Source organism: Kluyvera sichuanensis (assembly GCF_040930405.1).
In the GTDB taxonomy this organism is placed as follows: Bacteria; Pseudomonadota; Gammaproteobacteria; order Enterobacterales; family Enterobacteriaceae; genus Kluyvera; species Kluyvera sichuanensis.
On record NZ_CP162271.1, the window covers coordinates 2,112,862 to 2,131,147 of the forward strand.

Below are 18,286 nucleotides of genomic sequence, written 5' to 3' on the forward strand. Positions count from 1 at the left end.
CCACAAAAATGAATTCAAAGAATTGTCTCATTGATTGCGTGTATTTAGTCTCAGACGCGTTTGGCATTTTTTATAACGACTCCATCGTTAAGGACTTCAAGGGAAAACAACGAAAATGGTCAAATCTCAGCCGATTTTGAGATATATCTTGCGAGCGATTCCAGCAGTAGCAGTTGCGGTTCTGCTTTCTGCCTGTAGTAACACCAGCAACACCGCTAAGAACATGCATTCTGAGACGCATGCAGTGGGCACCGAAGATGCCTCGTCACTGCAAGCCTCTCAGGATGAATTTGAAACCATGGTGCGTAACCTCGACGTGAAGTCCCGTCTGATGGATCAATACGCAGGATGGAAAGGTGTCCGTTACCGTCTGGGCGGCGACACCAAGCGCGGTATCGACTGCTCCAGCTTTGTGCAGCGTACCTTCCGCGAACAGTTTGGTTTAGAGCTGCCGCGCTCCACCTGGGAGCAGCAGGAAACGGGCAAATCCGTTAAACGCAATCAGCTTCGAACCGGTGATCTAGTGTTGTTCCGCGCCGGCTCTACCGGTCGCCATGTAGGCATCTACATCGGCAACAACCAGTTTGTTCATGCTTCCACCAGCAGTGGTGTGACGATTTCCAGCATGAATGAACCGTACTGGAATAAACGTTACAACGAAGCACGCCGTGTCCTGAGTCGTTCGTAATGTCGTTTACCGTCAGTTTCCCTTGGCTGACGGTAAGCATAAAAAAAGCACTGCTCCGGCAGTGCTTTTTTTATGCTTCATCATTATTCTTTTCTTTAGAGTTCCGTAGCATAGAGAAGTTGCATGTTCACTCGCCACTCATCGATTAACCGTCGAATCGTCCTCACCAGTATTGTCGCTGGCCTGCTGATTGCGCTCGCGGCCGGGCTGGCACAGTATTCTATTTTCCATCACCGCCGCTCGGTCCAGTTTGATAACACTATCTCCAGCCTGCAAAACTACCTAAATAACTACTTCAGGCAGATCCTGGTGACGATGGATTCCCTGCAGCCGCTGACCATGGATCCATGCCATGCCGTGTCGTCGGAACTCACCGAACGCGCTGCGTTCAGCATGAACGTGCGGGCATTTTTGCTGGTGAAAGATCAGATAGCCTACTGTTCATCGGCCACCGGGGAGATGTCGCTGGGGCTTAAGGATCTGGTGCCGGATCTCGATCTCAGCAAAACGCACGTGATGGGGATCGTCCCCGGCACGCCGATGATGCCAACCACCCCTGCCTTTGTGCTGTGGGTAAAAAGCCCGCTGCTGGAGAACCGCGGCGTTTTCGCCTCGATTAACGCCAACCTGATGCCCTGGGTGCTCTACTCGTCAAAGCAGACCCCGTATAACGGCGTCGCGCTGGTGGTTAACGGTAAGACGGCCATCTCCACCTTTAGCAGCAAGCCCCTTGCGGTCGACGACATTACCGATACCGCCGTTCGCCACGTGAAGATCAACGATGTGCCGCTGGAGGTCTATCTCTACAGCAACGCGCTCAGCAGCGATAACTCGCTCTATTCCATCCTGCTTGGGCTCACCTGTGGCCTGATCGGCGGCCTGCTGTGCCTCTATATTCTGGCCATTCGATCGCGTCCAGGAAAAGAGATCCTCTCTGCCATCAAACACCGTCAGTTCTACGTGGTCTATCAGCCGGTGGTGGATGCGAAGAATCGCCAGATTACCGGCGCAGAGGCGCTGATGCGCTGGTCGCACCCAACCGCCGGGAATATTCCCCCGGATGCGTTTATCAGCTATGCCGAAGCGCAGGATCTCATCGTCCCCCTCACCCACCATCTGTTTGAGCTGATCGCCCGCGATGCGCCGGTGCTAAAAGATCTTCTGCCGCCGGGCGCCAAGCTCGGCATCAATATTGCGCCCGGTCACCTGCATGCCGAGAGCTTCCAGCAGGATATTCGCAACCTGGCGGCCAGCCTACCGCAAAACTACTTCCAGCTGGTGCTGGAGATAACCGAGCGCGACATGCTGCACCAGGAGAAGGCCATGAGCCTGTTTACCTGGCTGCGCGGTGAAGGCATTGAAGTGGCTATCGATGATTTTGGCACCGGGCACAGCGCGCTTATCTACCTTGAACGCTTCACCCTCGACTATCTGAAAATCGACCGCGGTTTTGTCAACGCTATCGGTCGGGAGACCATCACCTCACCGGTGCTGGATGCGGTGCTGACCCTGACGCATCGCCTGAACCTGGTGACGGTTGCCGAAGGGGTGGAAACGGAGGAACAGGCAAGCTGGCTTCGCGATCACGGCGTCGACTATCTTCAGGGTTATCTGATAAGCCGCCCGCTCACGCTGCAGCAGCTGATTGTGGAATATCGTAAGCCAGCAAAGTATTTCACAAGTTAAGCAAGGTCATTTAAGATTCAGGGATAAAAGACGTTTTCAATCAATACTTTTCAATGCGGGGTAGCCCTATCGTGATCGTAGCGCGTGTCTGTTTGACCCTGCTGATGCTGTTCAGCCTGTCCCTGCAGGCGCAGACCATTAAAGAGAGCTACGCGTTTGCGGTGATCGGCGAACCTAAATACGCCGTCGACTTCAACCACTTCGATTACGTTAACCCTGCAGCCCCGAAAGGCGGGAGCGTCACGCTGGCCGCACTTGGCACCTTTGATAACTTCAACCGCTTTGCGCTGCGCGGAAACGCCGCGGTGCGCACCGACTCTCTGTACGACGCGCTGTTCACCACCTCCGACGACGAGCCGGGCAGCTACTATCCGCTGGTCGCCGACCGGGCGCGCTACGCCGATGACTATTCCTGGGTGGAGTTGACCATCAACCCGCGCGCCCGCTTCCACGACGGCAGTCCTATTACCGCTCGCGACGTCGCCTTCACCTTTAACAAGTTCATGACCGAAGGCGTGCCGCAGTTCCGGTTGGTCTACAAAGGCACTACCGTCAAGGCTATCGCTCCGTTGACGGTCCGCATTGAGCTGGCGAAACCGGGCAAGGAAGATATGCTGAGCCTGTTTACCCTGCCGATTCTGCCGGAAAAGTTCTGGAAAGATCATAACCTCAGTGAACCGCTCAGCACGCCGCCGCTGGCAAGCGGCCCTTACCGCATCAGCGACTGGAAGATGGGGCAATATATCGTCTATCAGCGCGAGAAAGATTACTGGGGCGCCGACCTGCCGGTAAACCGTGGCCGCTGGAACTTCGACACCATCCGCTATGACTACTACCTCGATGACAACGTCGCGTTTGAGGCTTTCAAGGCCGGTGCCTATGACGTGCGCACCGAGAGCAGCGCTAAAAACTGGGCGACGCGCTATATCGGCAAAAACTTTGCCAGCGGTTACATCGTTAAGGATGAACAGAAGAACAACGCCGCGCAGGATACCCGCTGGCTGGCTTTTAATATCCAGCGCCCGGTATTCAACGACCGCCGCGTGCGTCAGGCAGTCAGCATGGCGTTTGATTTCGAATGGATGAATAAAGCGCTGTTTTACAACGCCTACAGCCGTGCCGACAGCTATTTCCAGAATACCGAATACGCCGCGCGTGGCTACCCGAATGCCGACGAGCTCACGCTGCTGGCTCCGCTCAAGAATGAGCTACCACCGGAAGTATTCACCTCCATCTACCAGCCCGCCGCGTCAGACGGGCACGGCTTTGACCGCAACAACCTGCTGAAGGCGGGAAATCTGCTGACCGACGCCGGCTGGGTGCTGAAAGGTCAGCAGCGCGTCAATGCAAAAACCGGCCAGCCGCTGCGCTTTGAACTGCTGCTGCCCTCCGGCGGCAACGATCAGTGGGTGATGCCCTTCCAGCGCAATCTACAGCGTCTGGGTGTGACAATGGATATCCGCCAGGTCGATATCTCACAAATCACCAACCGGATGCGTAAGCGCGACTACGACATGATGCCGCGCCTGTGGCGGGCGATGCCGTGGCCTAGTTCAGATCTGCAAATCTCCTGGTCGTCGGAATACATCAACTCCTCCTACAACTCGCCTGGGGTGGCAAGCCCGGCTATCGACAGTCTGATCAACCAAATCATCCGCTGGCAGGGCAATAAGCAGAAGCTGCTGCCGCTCGGGCGCGCCCTCGACCGGGTACTGACCTGGAACTATTACATGCTGCCGATGTGGTATATGTCCGGCAGTCGAACCGCCTACTGGAATAAGTTTTCTTATCCCAGCATCCACCCGCTCTATGCCTCCGGCACGGATGCGCCGGGCTTCGATACCTGGTGGTACGACGTGAATAAAGCGGCGACCTTACCCGCTTCCCGACGTTAAGGAGAGAACATGGGTGCCTATCTGATTCGCCGACTGCTGCTGATTATCCCGACCCTGTGGGCAATCATCACGCTCAACTTTTTTATCGTACAGATAGCGCCCGGCGGCCCGGTTGACCAGGCGATTGCGGCGGTAGAGTTCGGCCATCAGGGTGGGCTACCCGGCGGTGGCGGCGGGCTGGAACGTAGCCAGGCGCGGGCGGGCGTTGGCAATATCGCGGAAAGTCAGTACCGCGGCGGACGCGGCCTTGACCCAGAGGTTATCGCCGAGATAACCCATCGCTACGGCTTCGACAAACCGCTGCACGAACGCTACTTCAAGATGCTCGGCGACTATCTGCGCTTTGATTTCGGCAACAGCCTGTTCCGCAACGCCTCGGTTATGCAACTGATGAAAGAGAGCCTGCCGGTCTCCATCTCGCTCGGGCTCTGGAGCACGCTGATTATCTATCTGGTCTCTATTCCGCTGGGCATTCGTAAGGCGGTGTACAACGGCAGCCGCTTTGATATCTGGAGCAGCACCGGCATTATTATCGGCTACGCTATTCCGGCGTTTCTCTTCGCCATCGTACTGATCGTCTTCTTCGCCGGCGGCAGCTATTACGACATCTTCCCGCTGCGCGGGCTGGTCTCAGCGAACTTTGACACCCTGCCGTGGTATCAGAAAATCACCGACTACCTTTGGCACATTACCCTGCCGGTGCTGGCAACGGTGATCGGCGGCTTTGCCGCACTCACCATGCTGACGAAAAACTCATTTCTCGACGAAATCCGCAAGCAGTACGTGGTCACCGCGCGGGCAAAAGGGGTCGGCGAAAAGCAAATCCTCTGGAAGCATATCTTCCGTAACGCCATGCTGCTGGTTATTGCTGGCTTCCCCGCCACCTTTATCAGCATGTTCTTCACCGGCTCGCTGCTGATCGAGGTGATGTTCTCCCTGAACGGGCTGGGGCTGCTGGGCTACGAAGCGACCGTCTCCCGCGATTATCCGGTGATGTTCGGCACGCTCTACATTTTCACCCTGATAGGGTTGCTGATGAACATCGTCAGCGACATCAGCTACACGCTGGTGGACCCACGCATTGATTTTGAGGGCCGCTAATCATGACCCTGAACGCCGTCAACCAGGCCCGCTGGGCGCGTTTTTGCCACAACCGACGCGGCTACTGGTCGCTGTGGATCTTTCTGGTTATCTTTGTCTGTAGCCTGGGCGCTGAGCTTATCGCCAACGATCGCCCGCTGCTGGTCAGCTATCAGGGCAGCCTGTACGTCCCGGTGGTGAAAAACTACAGCGAAAAAACCTTCGGCGGAGAGTTCGCCACCGCCGCCGATTATCAGGACCCGTGGCTGCAGCAGCGGCTGGAGAAAAATGGCTGGGTGCTGTGGACGCCAATACGCTTCGGCGCCAGCAGCATTAACTTCAGCACCGATATCCCCTTCCCAGCCCCGCCGTCGCGGCAAAACTGGCTGGGTACCGATGCTAACGGCCGTGATGTGCTGGCGCGTATTCTCTACGGTACGCGCATCTCACTGCTGTTCGGCTTGATTCTGACGGTCTGCTCCAGCGTAATGGGGGTGATTGTCGGCGCCGTGCAGGGCTACTACGGCGGGCGTATTGACCTATGGGGGCAGCGTTTTATCGAAGTGTGGTCGGGTATGCCGACGCTGTTTTTGATTATCCTGCTCTCAAGCGTCGTGCAGCCAAACTTCTGGTGGCTGCTGGCGATTACCGTGCTATTCGGCTGGATGTCGCTGGTCGGCGTGGTGCGCGCCGAATTCCTGCGGACCCGCAACTATGATTATATTCGCGCCGCGCAGGCGCTGGGCGTCGGGGATCGCAGCATTATCCTGCGACATATGCTGCCCAATGCGATGGTCGCCACCCTGACCTTTATTCCGTTTATCCTGTGCAGCTCCATCACTACGCTGACCTCGCTCGACTTTCTGGGCTTTGGCCTGCCGCTCGGTTCACCGTCGCTCGGTGAACTGCTGCTTCAGGGCAAAAATAATTTGCAGGCCCCCTGGCTTGGGATCGCCGCGTTTCTCTGCGTTGCCGTACTGCTCTCGCTGCTGATCTTTATCGGCGAGGCGGTGCGCGACGCCTTCGATCCTTCTAAGGCGGTATAAGATGCAGCAACCACTTCTGGAGATCGATAACCTCTCCATCGCCTTCCGCCAGCAGGGCGTAACCACCACCGTGGTTGAACAGCTCTCACTGACGCTCGCCGCCGGAGAGACGCTGGCGCTGGTCGGGGAATCCGGCTCGGGGAAAAGCGTCTCGGCGCTGTCGATTCTGCGCCTGCTGCCAGAGCCGCCGGTCAGCTACCCAACGGGCGATATCCGCTTTGCCGGGGAGTCATTACTGCACGCCAGCCCGCAGACGCTGCGCGGGGTGCGCGGCAACCGTATTGCGATGATTTTTCAGGAACCGATGGTGTCACTGAACCCGCTGCACAATCTGGAAAAGCAGCTTTATGAAGTGCTATCGCTGCACCGGGGCATGCGCAAAGAGGCGGCGCGCGGCGAGATCCTCGACTGCCTTGACCGGGTCGGCATTCGCAACGCCGCAAAACGGTTGAGCGATTTCCCCCACCAGCTTTCCGGTGGTGAGCGCCAGCGAGTGATGATCGCCATGGCACTGCTGACGCGTCCGGAATTATTGATTGCCGATGAACCGACGACCGCGCTGGACGTTTCGGTGCAGGCGCAAATTCTTCAGTTGCTGAGGGAATTGCGCGTCGAGCTGAATATGGGGCTGCTGTTCATCACCCACAACCTGAGCATCGTACGCAAGCTGGCTGACCGCGTGGCGGTGATGCAGCATGGCCGCTGCGTTGAGCAAAACAGCGCGAGCGCGCTTTTTGCCGCGCCGCAGCATCCGTACACCCGTAAGCTGCTGGACAGCGAACCGGCGGGCGATCCGGTGCCTTTACCACCGGAGGCTACCCCGCTGCTGGAGGTAAATAAGCTCAGCGTGGCCTTCCCGATTCGCAAAGGTATCCTGCGCCGTGTGGTTAGTCACAACACAGTGGTCAACAACCTGAGCTTTACGCTGCGCAAAGGGGAGACGCTGGGGCTGGTCGGTGAGTCCGGTTCCGGTAAGAGCACCACCGGGTTGGCGCTGCTACGTTTAATCGCCTCGCAGGGCGATATTCGTTTTGCCGGGGAGGCTATTCAGGGGCGTAACCGTCAGCAAATGCTGCCGCTGCGTCGTCGGATTCAGGTGGTGTTTCAGGACCCTAACTCGTCGCTCAACCCACGGCTCACCGCGCTACAGATTATTGAAGAAGGTCTACGGGTTCATCACCCTGCCCTTACCGCGGCAGAACGCGAGCAGCGGGTGATGGCAGCCATGCAGGAGGTGGGTTTGGAGCCAGAGACCCGGCAGCGCTATCCGTCTGAGTTTTCCGGCGGCCAGCGACAGCGTATCGCCATCGCGCGGGCGCTCATCCTGCAGCCGGAGCTTATCGTGCTGGACGAACCCACGTCCTCGCTCGATCGCACCGTTCAGGCACAAATTCTGGCGCTGCTTAAAGCGTTACAGGAAAAGCATCAGCTGACCTACATCTTCATCAGCCACGATCTGCACGTCGTTCGTTCGCTGTGCCATCAGGTGATGGTACTGCGTCAGGGAGAAGTCGTCGAACAGGGAGAGTGTCGGCGCGTATTTTCAGCACCGCAGCAGGAATATACGCGTCAGCTCATTGCACTGAGCTGACGGTTAAAACGGGTTGTTGCCGGAGAACGGTTCGGCAATTGCCACGCCGAAATTTTTCAGGCGGCAGGTCGCCGCAAACTCATCCTGACGTTTCACGAACAGGCACGGCTCCCCTTCACACTCGAGCACCGAGCAGTCGACGGAGATATCGGTTAACGCCTGGCTCAGGGAATGCATCACCGGCCAGGCGCTATCGCCGTCCGGACTCAACAGTTTAAGGGCCACCAGCGCATTTTCGCCGGATGCGCCGTTTTGCGGAATCGGTTCAACTTTCGAACCTGCAAAACCCGCAGACCAACGATAGTCCTGCGGCAGTCGATGTACGATTGATAGCTGTAATGTCATTACGTTCTTTTCCCCGGAAGCGACAGTGCTTCACAATTATTTCACATCCATATTAACACATTGTTGACAAATCGTCCTGCATCCAGAAAAAAAACGCCAGCATTCAACATTCTTCTTACGACATAGTTCGGTGTAATGATGCGTTTTCGCGCTATATGTACCCGTATCTGTGATCTAACGCAACCTTTTTATCTACAACAATGTGACTTTTTACATTAATGGATTTTACATAAAAGAAACATTACACCCTATCAGGAATGCGATTTCAGTTGATATGTATCAACAAAGGGGCGTATTTCGCCCCTCTAAAGGCTTATTAGTGCGCAGTTTTGCGGGGTCGACTGGCGTAGAGATAGAAGAGGATCGAGCAGGTCGCGCACAGGGCGATGGAAATCAGCATTGGCCAGGCGGTGGTGAAGGTCGCCATCGACAGCAGCGCGCCGATAATGGCCCCAATCCCAAAGCGGAACGTCCCCGCCAGCGATGACGCCGTACCCGCCATATGCGGAAACTCATCGAGGATCACCGCCATGGCGTTCGAGGAGACCATCGACACGCAGCCGACAAACACCGCAATGCCCAGCACCAGCGACCAGAAACCAACATCCAGCAGCGCGCAAACCACCATCCAGATTGCCATAACGAACTGGATTGTCAGCCCGGCGCGGAACATCCACAGCGCCCCAACCCGGCGAACAAAGCGGCTGTTAATGGTGGTCATGACAAAGAGGAACACAATGTTCAGCGCGAAGTAGTAGCCGAAGTGCTGCGGCGACACATGGTTAAGCTCGATATAGACAAACGGCCCGGCGCTTAAGAACGAGAACATCGCCGCAAAGCTAAAGCCGCTCGCCAACATGTACGACAGCACGCGCTTGTGGCGGAACAACGACGCAAAGTTGCCGAGCGTGGTGCTCAAGCGGAACGGCTGCCGTTTATCGGCTGACAGCGTTTCGTCAATAAAGAACCAGATCGCCGCCGAGGCTAGCAATGCGGCAACCGCCAGGATCCAGAAGATAGCATGCCAACTAAACCAGACCAGCACCGCACCACCCACCATCGGCGCCACCAGCGGGGCAATAGTCGTCACCAGCATGACAAACGACATCATGCGCGAGAACTCTTCTTTCGGGTAGATATCGCGCATCAGGGCGTTGATCACGACGCTTGCCGCCGCAGCCGCCAGGCCGTGGAAAAAGCGGGTGACGATCAGGTAATCGATGGTCGGCGCCAGCGCACAGGCTACCGCCGCCGCGGCAAAGATAAGCGTACCGCCCAGAATGACCGGCTTACGCCCGAGGCTGTCCGCCATCGGCCCATACAGCAGTTGACCCAGCGCAAAGCCCAGAATATAGGTGCTCAGGGTCATCTGCGCGCTGCCTGCCGGCACGCCAAACTGTTGCGAAATGACCGGCAGCGCCGGAAGGTACATGTCGATCGATAACGGCATTAACATGGCCAGGAGGCCAAGAATAAACACAATTTTTAACGACGAGCGCGGCCTGGACGTCACAATTTACCTCGGTTGTTGGTTAGCGCTATGGTGCGCCAACGCTGGCAATTTCTGCTGCAGTTAACGGACGGTATTCACCCGGTTCTAAGTCTGAGTCGAGCGCAATCTCACCGATGCGTTCGCGATGCAGACCGACAACGTGGTTACCCACGGCGGCAAACATACGTTTCACCTGGTGATAACGACCTTCACTGATGGTCAGACGTACTTCAGTCGGCGTAATCACTTCCAGCACCGCTGGCTTGGTAAGATCTTTCTCATTGTGCAGCTGAACGCCTTTGGCGAACTGCGCGGCGGTGTCATCGCTGACCGGATTTTCCAGCGTCACCAGGTAGGTTTTCTCGCAATGATGGCGCGGCGAGGTGATGCGATGGGACCACTGACCGTCATCGGTCATCAGCACCAGACCGGTGGTATCAATGTCTAAACGACCTGCGGCATGCAGCTTGTACGCCACCGGGACATCGAGGAAATAGAGCACCGTTGGGTGATCCGGGTCTTCCGTGGAGCACACGTAGCCCTGCGGCTTGTTCAACATGAAATAGCGCGGGCCATTCTGCTGGGTCAGCGGGTTGCCTTCGTAGGCTACGTCGTGTTCTGGTAGCAGTTTAAACGCGGTATCGCGCACCACTTCGTCATCAATGGTCACGTGGTGGCCGCGGATCAAACGCCCGGCAATAGCACGGCTGACGCCGAGTTGCTGAGCGATAAACTTATCAAGTCGCATGAAGTATTTTTAGCCTGTAATAGTGCCGGGTGCCGGACGAAAGGTCCGAAAAATGGGGTAATCGACTCGGAGCCTGCCGCGTAGCGGGACAAAAAGCACCGGCAACGGGAGAGACAGCGAGCATAACAATCCGTAAGTATAACGGGCTTGTTATCCCACTCAAGTGAAAAGATTCATGGCATACTATTTGGCTGTTAAGGACAATCATCACGCCAATGACTTTTACACTTCGCCCCTATCAACAGGAAGCGGTTGACGCCACCCTGGCCTACTTCCGCCGCCACACGCAACCTGCGGTTATCGTATTGCCCACCGGCGCCGGGAAAAGCCTGGTGATCGCCGAACTGGCGCGGCTGGCGCGCGGCCGCGTGCTGGTGCTGGCCCACGTCAAAGAGTTGGTGGCGCAGAACCACGCGAAATACTGCGCCCTGGGGCTGGAGGCCGATATTTATGCGGCCGGGCTGAAACGTAAAGAGAGCCACGGCAAAGTGGTGTTCGGCAGCGTGCAGTCGGTGGCGCGTAATCTCGACCATTTCCAGGGCGAGTTTTCCCTGCTCATTGTCGATGAGTGCCATCGCATTAGCGACAATGATGATAGTCAGTACCAGCAAATTCTCAGCCATCTGGGGAAAGTGAACCCTCACATTCGGCTGCTGGGCCTGACGGCCACACCGTTTCGCCTGGGCAAAGGCTGGATTTATCAGTTCCACTACCACGGCATGGTGCGCGGCGACGAGAAAGCGCTGTTCCGTGACTGCATCTATGAGTTGCCGCTGCGCTATATGATCAAGCACGGCTATCTGACGCCGCCGGAGCGGCTGGATATGCCCGTGGTGCAGTACGATTTCAGCCGCCTTCAGGCCAACAGCAACGGGCTGTTCAGCGAGTCTGACCTCAACCGTGAGCTGAAACAGCAGCAGCGCATTACGCCGCATATCATCAGCCAGATTGAGGAGTTTGCGCAAACGCGCAAAGGGGTGATGATTTTTGCCGCCACCGTCGAGCACGCCCGCGAAATTACCGGGCTGCTGCCCGCCAATGACGCGGCGCTGATCACCGGCGAAACCCCCGGTCCACAGCGCGACGAGCTGATTGAAGCCTTTAAAAATCAGCAGTTCCGCTATCTGGTTAACGTCGCCGTATTGACCACCGGTTTTGACGCCCCGCACGTTGACCTGATTGCGATTCTGCGCCCTACCGAGTCCATCAGCCTGTATCAGCAAATTGTAGGCCGCGGCCTGCGCCTCGCACCGGGGAAAACGGACTGTCTGATCCTCGATTACGCCGGTAACCCACACGACCTCTACACGCCGGAAGTGGGCTCACCGAAAGGTAAGAGCGATAACGTGCCGGTGCAGGTTTTCTGCCCCGGCTGCGGTTTTGCCAACACCTTCTGGGGAAAAACCACCGCCGACGGCACCATTATTGAGCACTTTGGCCGCCGCTGTCAGGGCTGGCTGGAGGATGATGAAGGCCATCGCGAACAGTGCGACTACCGCTTCCGCTTTAAAAACTGCCCGCAATGCAACGCCGAAAACGACATTGCCGCCCGCCGCTGTCGGGAATGCGACACGGTACTGGTCGACCCGGACGACATGTTAAAAGCGGCGCTGAAGCTAAAAGACGCGCTGGTGCTGCGCTGTAGCGGCATGGTGTTACAGGACGGCATGGATGAGAAAGGCGGCTGGCTTAAGATAACCTATTACGACGAGGACGGTGCGGATGTCAGTGAGCGCTTCCGTCTGCACACCCCCGCGCAGAAAACGGCGTTCGAGCAGCTATTTATCCGCCCGCACACCCGCACGCCCGGCGTGCCGCTGCGCTGGATAACGTCTGCCGATATCATCGCCCAGCAGGCGCTGCTACGCGCGCCAGATTTTGTCGTCGCCCGTAAGAAAGGCGTCTACTGGCAGGTGCGCGAAAAAGTGTTCGACTATGAAGGCCGCTATCGCCGGGCTAACGAACTGCGCTAGCCGCGCGTCTGCTTCACCCACAGCAAACTGTCGACCGGGAATCCGAGCCCACGGGCGATAGTCAGGTAGTTTTGCTGTACCTGCGGCGGCAGCGTTGGCGTGCGCGATAAAATCCACAGATAGTCGCGGTTCGGCCCGCTGACCAGCGCGTACTGGTAGTCATCATCCAGCGCGATGACGTTATAGCCGCCGTAGAAGGGGCCAAAGAACGACACCTTCAGTGCGGCAACGCTCGGCTCGCCGGTGAAGTATGCTTTCCCTTCGCTCTCCTTCCACTCGCCTCTCATTGGGTCAAACCCACGGTTCAACACGCTAATGCCACCGTCCTTACGCTTACCGTAGTGAGCGGTCACCTGCTCCAGACCGCGCTCAAAGCGGTTATCCAGACGGGCAATTTCATACCATTTCCCCAGATAGCGGCTAGCATCGAAATGGCGAATCGGCGTCACCCCTTTTGGCGGAGTGGGGGAACGGCAGGCCACCAGCGCGAGCGACAACGCGACTCCGGTGACTACGGGCCATAGCTTCATGCAGTTTCCTCTCTTTACGATCCTCGTTTAAGTGTAGAGGATAAAAAGCCACGCGGCCGGAAGCGGGAGAACCTATGCTTGAGCTATGGCCCACCACAAACAGGACAATAATATGAACGACAAACCGATACTCGGCATCAGCGGTTGCCTGACCGGTGCTGCCGTTCGCTTTGACGGCGGGCATAAGCGGATGGGGTTTATTATGGATGAGCTTGCTGAATGGGTGACGTTTAAACCCGTCTGCCCGGAAATGGGCATTGGCCTGCCCACACCGCGCCCGGCGCTGCGGCTGGTGAAGACCGCAGATGGCGATACCCGCGTGCGCATGAGCCAGGACCTGGATTGCGACCTCACCGATAAAATGCACCGGTTTGCCGAGGGTGTACTGCCGGGTGCCGCGCAATTCTCCGGGTTTATCGTCTGCGCAAAATCCCCCAGTTGCGGAATGGAGCGGGTAAGGCTGTACGATGAACGTGGCAACCGGGGTGCGAAGGAAGGCGTTGGCCTGTTTACCGCGGCGCTGCAGGCGCGCTATCCGTGGCTGCCGGTGGAAGAGGACGGCCGACTGCACGACCCGGTTTTGCGGGAGAATTTCGTGGCGCGAATTTTTGCGCTGCGCGAGCTGAATGCGCTGCGGGAAGAGGGATTAACCCGTCAGGCCCTGCTGGCGTTTCACAGCCGCTATAAGCTGCATCTGCTGGCCCACAACCAGCCGGGCTATCGTGAAATTGGTCCCTTTATCGCTCATCTACATGAGTGGCAGGATCTGGATGCCTTTTTTGTCGCCTATCGCGACAAGCTGATGGCGATTCTGCGCCACCCCGCCTCACGTAAAAACCACACCAACGTGCTGATGCACATTCAGGGTTATTTCCGCAAACAACTCAACGACCGCCAGCGGGCAGAGCTTCGCGACGTTATCGTCAACTACCACGCCGGGCACCTGCCAATCCTCGCGCCGCTGACGCTGCTGAAACACTACCTCGCCGAGCACCCGGATGATTACCTGCTGACGCAGCGCTATTTTTCGCCCTACCCGGACAGTTTACGGCTGCGCTTAACGGCCAACTGAAGGTGAGGTTTTCATTGCCCGTAAGGCAATAGGCGGCTATAATGCCGCCCGCTTTCACATCCGTGAAGCAGATCATTTGCCTGCTGCTGGGTCGCCTGTAGCAGGATTAATTAAGAGAGCTATCAATGTTTACTATTAACGCAGAAGTACGTAAAGAGCAGGGTAAGGGTGCGAGCCGCCGCCTGCGCGCAGCTAACAAGTTCCCAGCTATCATTTATGGTGGCGAAGCAGCTCCTGTTGCTATCGAACTGGATCACGACAAGCTGTGGAACCTGCAGAACAACGCTGAATTCTACAGCGAAGTTCTGACCATCGTTGTTGATGGTAAAGAAGAAAAAGTTAAGGCTCAGGCGGTGCAGCGTCACCCGTTCAAGCCAAAACTGGCTCACATCGACTTCGTTCGCGCTTAATCGCCGACAAGTCTTAGTGACGAAAGAACGGCTCCTTATGGAGCCGTTTTTTTTACTGCTTCGCCGCCTCTCGCACGACCGTCTCCTTCCCTACTGACGTTATCACCTCATTATTCACGCTGTCTGAAAGCGTAATACCGCTTACCTGCGCAACGTTCCAGGCGTGCTCAGTATTATCAAACGTAACGTTGGTAAACTGGCTGTCATGCAGGAAGGTGATTTTGCTCGCCAGAACGTTACGGAACTTCACGTTGCTGAACGCCAGGTTCTGATGATAAGCATCGCGCGGATAGGTAATCCCGTAGGCCGCCGTCATCTCCTGCACCGTCATGCCATCCACCAGGATGCTTTTCTTCGCCGCCGTGCCGTCAACGGTGACGTGCTCAACGGTCACGTTGCGGAACTGCGCGGGCTCGGTTGCTGGCGTGGTGTCATTCACGTCGGCACTGTACTTGATGGTGAAGATAAACGGCTCTTTCGCCAGATCTTTCATCGCGTTATTACGGAATAGTACGTCGCGCGCCCCGCCGCCGTAGTACGGGCGGCTTTTCATTCGCAGGCCGATATCCGTCATATACATAACGTTATCTTCCGCTTTGATCTTCTCGATCCAGGCGCCAGTATGGCTGCCGGTCACTACCGCGCCGTGGCCTTTGCGGAAGTAGTTATTGAAGATCCATGCCCCGCTCTGCGGTTTCTGACCAAAGGTTTCGACGCCTTTGCCGTAGCCCGCGGCAAAATTCATCCCGTCGTCGCCGGTATCAAAGAAGTTATTGAAGACCAGGCTATTTTGGCTATTACCCAGTTCAATGCCGTCGGCGTTATTACCGTCGAAAGTCTTATGGCTGAGCGCATTCAGCGCGATATTTTCCGACTCCAGCACCATAATCCCGTGAAATGCCGGGTTGAGAATCGTCAACCCTTCAATGTAGAGATTGCTGACGCCGCGCAGCGTCATCAGGCTGGAGCGGCGGTTTTTGTAGGCGCTATCGCGGTTCATCCCTTCAGATACCGCCAGCTCGGTCTGATGTTTTGCCAGAATCCCGTCTTCGCCCACCTTATTGGCGTTGCTGGCGCGATACTGCGGCAGCGCATTACCGGCTTCATCAACGATAGACTCCGGCCCGCCGTGCTTCACGCCTCGCGTCCAGCCATTACCATCGATGGTGCCTTTGCCGACAATGCGAATATTGCGGAAAGTGCCCGCGTGAGAGCTTCCTTTATCGTCGGCCTCCAGTGCGTTAATTAACGACGGTGGGCGCTTCGGCAGCGGATTATCAGTATAGGGGTAAAGAAAGTAACCTTTGTTCATTGGGTACTGTGCCGGGTCATCCGAACCCAGTAGCGTCGCGTCTTCGGCAATCTCCAGCGTCATATCGCTGTGTAAGAACAGCGCACCGGTTTTAAACACGCCCCCGCGCACGCTGACTTTGCAGCCTTGCGGATACTGCGCCAGCGTACAGCTATCAATGGCTTTTTGCAGCGCGGCGGTATCAAGCGTTGTTCCGTCGCCGACGGCCCCTGTCGCTTTGGCATCCACCACATGCGGCACCTTCGTGGTACGTAGAGAAATTGGCGCGCTATCGGCGGACTCGTTGCCGTCCGAATAGACCGCGCGAACGGTAAACTGGTAATCGGTATCGGCTTTCAACCCTTCGACGGTGAAGCTTCGCAAATCAACCTTCTGCTGCCAGTGGTCGTTATCCAGCGTCTGATAGAAGTTGTCGATGTAAGGTTTCGCGGGGGAGAATGCGTCCTGATTGTCGCGCGCGCTGCCCAGCAGTTCACCGCCACGATAGACGTGATAGTCCACCACCTTGTCCGCCTCCAGCAGCGGTTTTTCCCACACCAGCACCACGCTGTCATCGTCGACGGAGAGCACCGGCGACTGGACATTTTGTGGCGCCGCTGACGCCTTCGCCTGAGCGGCTTCGCTATCATCGCAGCCGCTTAATACACCCGCGAGCATCATTGTGGTGGCCAGCGCCAGTCGGGAGTGCCTGAAGGTATTGTGCATCTTGTTATTTTTCCTCTCAGTGATTCGCGGCACCCAGCTGCCGCGTCCTTGAGCCCTCCTGAATCAGAGTGGCTCTCCATTTACAAAATCAAAATGTTTTTGCATTTAAAATGAAACGTATTTTTATTTATTTCATTAGGCCTTAACCGAGAGTCAGCTCAAGTTTTAACCTGGATGAAAAAACATCGATACAGAAAATGAGAGGAACATCACTCAATACTGGCGGGAATACGGATAGACAAAGCCCGCTCGGGGATGAGCGGGCTTTAGCGGGAGGACTTAGCTTTTTCCGGAGGTCCGGCGCTGGAGCTGGTCACGCAGGTTTGGCGGCGTGCCTTTAATGGTCAGCGTATCGGTGGCCGGGTCCCAGTAAATTCGCTCACCAAGCAGCATGGCATCGAAGTTAATGGTTAAGCCGCCGCCGCTACCGGCAAATTTGGTCAGCTGGCGCAGGGTGCTACGATCCGCCGGGAAGCTCTCTTCCAGTTCGTAGCCCTTCTCCGCGGTAAATTCGCTGAAGCTCACTTCGCTCACGCCGGAGAGCTCTTTTGACAACGACTCCAGCTCAATCTCTTCACCGGCCTGCAGCTGTTCGTTGCAGTAGGAGTAGACCTGCTGACGCACGTTCTGACGCTCGTTTTTGTCGAGCTGCGCTTCGGCGGCAAAATCATCCAGCGCCTGCAGCAGGCCGCGGTTTTGCACTTTCGCATTCAGCCCTTCGCTCGCGCCGAGGAAGTCCATAAAGAAATCGGCGACTTTGCGCCCGACTCGCCCTTTCAGGAAGGTCAGGTAGCGGGTCGATTCCGGGTTGGTTTCCCACTCGGTTAAGTCGATACGCGCGACGATATCCGCATGGTTGATGTCGAGATAATGTGTCGCGCTGATGTCCAGCTCTTCGTTGACGCGCATGCTGCTGAGATTATTCAGCACCGCCACCAGCAGATACTCCACCGCCAGATAGCGGTAGTGGCAGAACAGCACGATTCCGCCGTCGGCGAACGGATATTTCGCCAGCTCGTCGCGCAGACGACCGGTGGCCGCGCGGCTGAAGGCGAGGAAATCTTCCTCACCCTGACGCTGCAGCTTTAACGCCTGCGCCAGTTCGCTCTCTTCGGTAAACAGGCCGTAGGCTTTATTCTTCGCGCTGTACACCCGATGCAGCTCGGCCATCATCTCTTCAACCGGCGCGGTCGGCTCCAGCAGCGTGTCGCGCAGCACCACGTCCAGGTTTTGCTCATCGCGTTTGATGAGCTGATGCAAAGCAATCTGGTCGATATCCAGACTCATGTTAAACTCTCCTTTAAGATCGGGTGTATTCAATCACCCCCGATGCGACAGTGCAACTCACACATTACCGCCCTCGCGGCAGCATAATGGCGAAAGGATAACGCGTTCCGCTGAAAAAAAGCGGAAAAAATGCTGCTGCTACGGTAATATACTGCCCTTTAATGAATAGACAGATTTCGATTTATGCCACAACAATCCCGCTATAGTGATGAACACGTTGAAAAACTGCTGAGCGAGCTCGCCAACGTGCTGGAAGAACATAAAGCCCCGACCGATCTTTCTCTGATGGTGCTGGGTAATATGGTGACCAACCTGATTAACAGCAGCGTGGCTCCGGCTCAACGCCAGGCTATCGCACGTTCTTTTGCCCAGGCGCTCCAGTCTTCTATTAACAGCGATCCTGCGCACTAAGGGTACAAGCAACAG

General features: G+C 56.6%; 16 protein-coding genes. 10 read left to right on the forward strand and 6 right to left on the reverse strand.

What is annotated here, in order from left to right; genetic code table 11:
• Positions 1 to 115 precede the first annotated feature (115 nt).
• The 6 genes from mepS (at position 116) to yejF (ending at position 7,986) form a co-directional block, all read left to right on the forward strand.
• Positions 116 to 688 carry a bifunctional murein DD-endopeptidase/murein LD-carboxypeptidase gene (gene mepS, locus AB2B48_RS10355; RefSeq protein WP_185666886.1) on the forward strand — a complete coding sequence of 191 codons (573 nt, stop codon included), beginning with the start codon at positions 116 to 118 and terminating at the stop codon, positions 686 to 688.
• A gap of 123 nt (positions 689 to 811) precedes the next feature.
• Positions 812 to 2,374 carry a cyclic di-GMP phosphodiesterase gene (locus AB2B48_RS10360; protein WP_185666885.1) on the forward strand — a complete coding sequence of 521 codons (1,563 nt, stop codon included), beginning with the start codon at positions 812 to 814 and terminating at the stop codon, positions 2,372 to 2,374.
• Positions 2,375 to 2,448: 74 nt separating this feature from the next.
• A complete protein-coding gene (locus tag AB2B48_RS10365) occupies positions 2,449 to 4,269 on the forward strand; it encodes an extracellular solute-binding protein (protein ID WP_368301950.1) in 1,821 nt (606 codons plus the stop codon).
• Between the two features lie 9 nt (positions 4,270 to 4,278).
• The gene (locus AB2B48_RS10370; protein ID WP_185666884.1) at positions 4,279 to 5,370 is read left to right on the forward strand and encodes a microcin C ABC transporter permease YejB; all 1,092 of its coding nucleotides are present in this window, start codon (positions 4,279 to 4,281) and stop codon (positions 5,368 to 5,370) included.
• A complete protein-coding gene (locus AB2B48_RS10375; protein WP_185667034.1) occupies positions 5,370 to 6,395 on the forward strand; it encodes a microcin C ABC transporter permease in 1,026 nt (341 codons plus the stop codon). The genes AB2B48_RS10370 and AB2B48_RS10375 overlap by 1 nt, the downstream gene beginning before the upstream one ends.
• 1 nt (position 6,396) lies before the next feature.
• On the forward strand, positions 6,397 to 7,986 hold the full coding sequence (yejF, locus tag AB2B48_RS10380) for a microcin C ABC transporter ATP-binding protein YejF (RefSeq protein WP_368301696.1): 1,590 nt from the start codon (positions 6,397 to 6,399) through the stop codon (positions 7,984 to 7,986).
• 3 nt (positions 7,987 to 7,989) lie between these two features.
• Here yejF and AB2B48_RS10385 read toward each other — a convergent pair whose 3' ends face one another.
• The 3 genes from AB2B48_RS10385 to rsuA all read right to left on the reverse strand — a co-directional run bounded on the left by AB2B48_RS10385 (position 7,990) and on the right by rsuA (position 10,571).
• Entirely contained in the window at positions 7,990 to 8,331 is a 342-nt protein-coding gene (locus AB2B48_RS10385) for a YejG family protein (protein WP_185666882.1), read from the reverse strand.
• 316 nt (positions 8,332 to 8,647) lie between these two features.
• Positions 8,648 to 9,844, reverse strand: coding sequence for a Bcr/CflA family multidrug efflux MFS transporter (locus AB2B48_RS10390; protein ID WP_368301697.1), 1,197 nt, complete (start codon positions 9,842 to 9,844; stop codon positions 8,648 to 8,650).
• A 25-nt stretch (positions 9,845 to 9,869) separates the two neighbouring features.
• Entirely contained in the window at positions 9,870 to 10,571 is a 702-nt protein-coding gene (gene rsuA, locus AB2B48_RS10395; protein ID WP_368301698.1) for a 16S rRNA pseudouridine(516) synthase RsuA, read from the reverse strand.
• A 215-nt stretch (positions 10,572 to 10,786) separates the two neighbouring features.
• Between rsuA and AB2B48_RS10400 the strand changes: the two genes are divergently transcribed.
• Positions 10,787 to 12,544 (forward strand): DEAD/DEAH box helicase, encoded by a 1,758-nt coding sequence (locus AB2B48_RS10400; RefSeq protein WP_368301699.1) that lies wholly within the window; start codon positions 10,787 to 10,789, stop codon positions 12,542 to 12,544.
• Here AB2B48_RS10400 and AB2B48_RS10405 read toward each other — a convergent pair.
• Positions 12,541 to 13,074, reverse strand: coding sequence for a lipocalin family protein (locus AB2B48_RS10405; RefSeq protein WP_185666878.1), 534 nt, complete (start codon positions 13,072 to 13,074; stop codon positions 12,541 to 12,543). The genes AB2B48_RS10400 and AB2B48_RS10405 overlap by 4 nt on opposite strands.
• Positions 13,075 to 13,186: 112 nt before the next feature.
• On the opposite strand from AB2B48_RS10405, the gene AB2B48_RS10410 reads away from it, so the two are divergent.
• Both AB2B48_RS10410 and rplY read left to right on the forward strand, forming a co-directional pair.
• Positions 13,187 to 14,146, forward strand: coding sequence for a YbgA family protein (locus AB2B48_RS10410; RefSeq protein WP_368301700.1), 960 nt, complete (start codon positions 13,187 to 13,189; stop codon positions 14,144 to 14,146).
• Positions 14,147 to 14,271: 125 nt separating this feature from the next.
• A complete protein-coding gene (gene rplY, locus AB2B48_RS10415) occupies positions 14,272 to 14,556 on the forward strand; it encodes a 50S ribosomal protein L25 (RefSeq protein WP_052285124.1) in 285 nt (94 codons plus the stop codon).
• A 52-nt stretch (positions 14,557 to 14,608) separates the two neighbouring features.
• Here the strand turns inward: rplY and AB2B48_RS10420 are convergent, their stop codons facing one another.
• Together AB2B48_RS10420 and yejK are read right to left on the reverse strand one after the other, a co-directional pair.
• Positions 14,609 to 16,573 carry a glycosyl hydrolase family 28 protein gene (locus AB2B48_RS10420; protein ID WP_368301701.1) on the reverse strand — a complete coding sequence of 655 codons (1,965 nt, stop codon included), beginning with the start codon at positions 16,571 to 16,573 and terminating at the stop codon, positions 14,609 to 14,611.
• 279 nt (positions 16,574 to 16,852) lie between these two features.
• A complete protein-coding gene (gene yejK, locus AB2B48_RS10425) occupies positions 16,853 to 17,860 on the reverse strand; it encodes a nucleoid-associated protein YejK (RefSeq protein WP_035892652.1) in 1,008 nt (335 codons plus the stop codon).
• A 183-nt stretch (positions 17,861 to 18,043) separates the two neighbouring features.
• Between yejK and AB2B48_RS10430 the strand changes: the two genes are divergently transcribed.
• Positions 18,044 to 18,271, forward strand: a complete 228-nt coding sequence (locus tag AB2B48_RS10430) for a YejL family protein (RefSeq protein ID WP_035892650.1) — start codon at positions 18,044 to 18,046, stop codon at positions 18,269 to 18,271.
• Positions 18,272 to 18,286 lie beyond the last annotated feature (15 nt).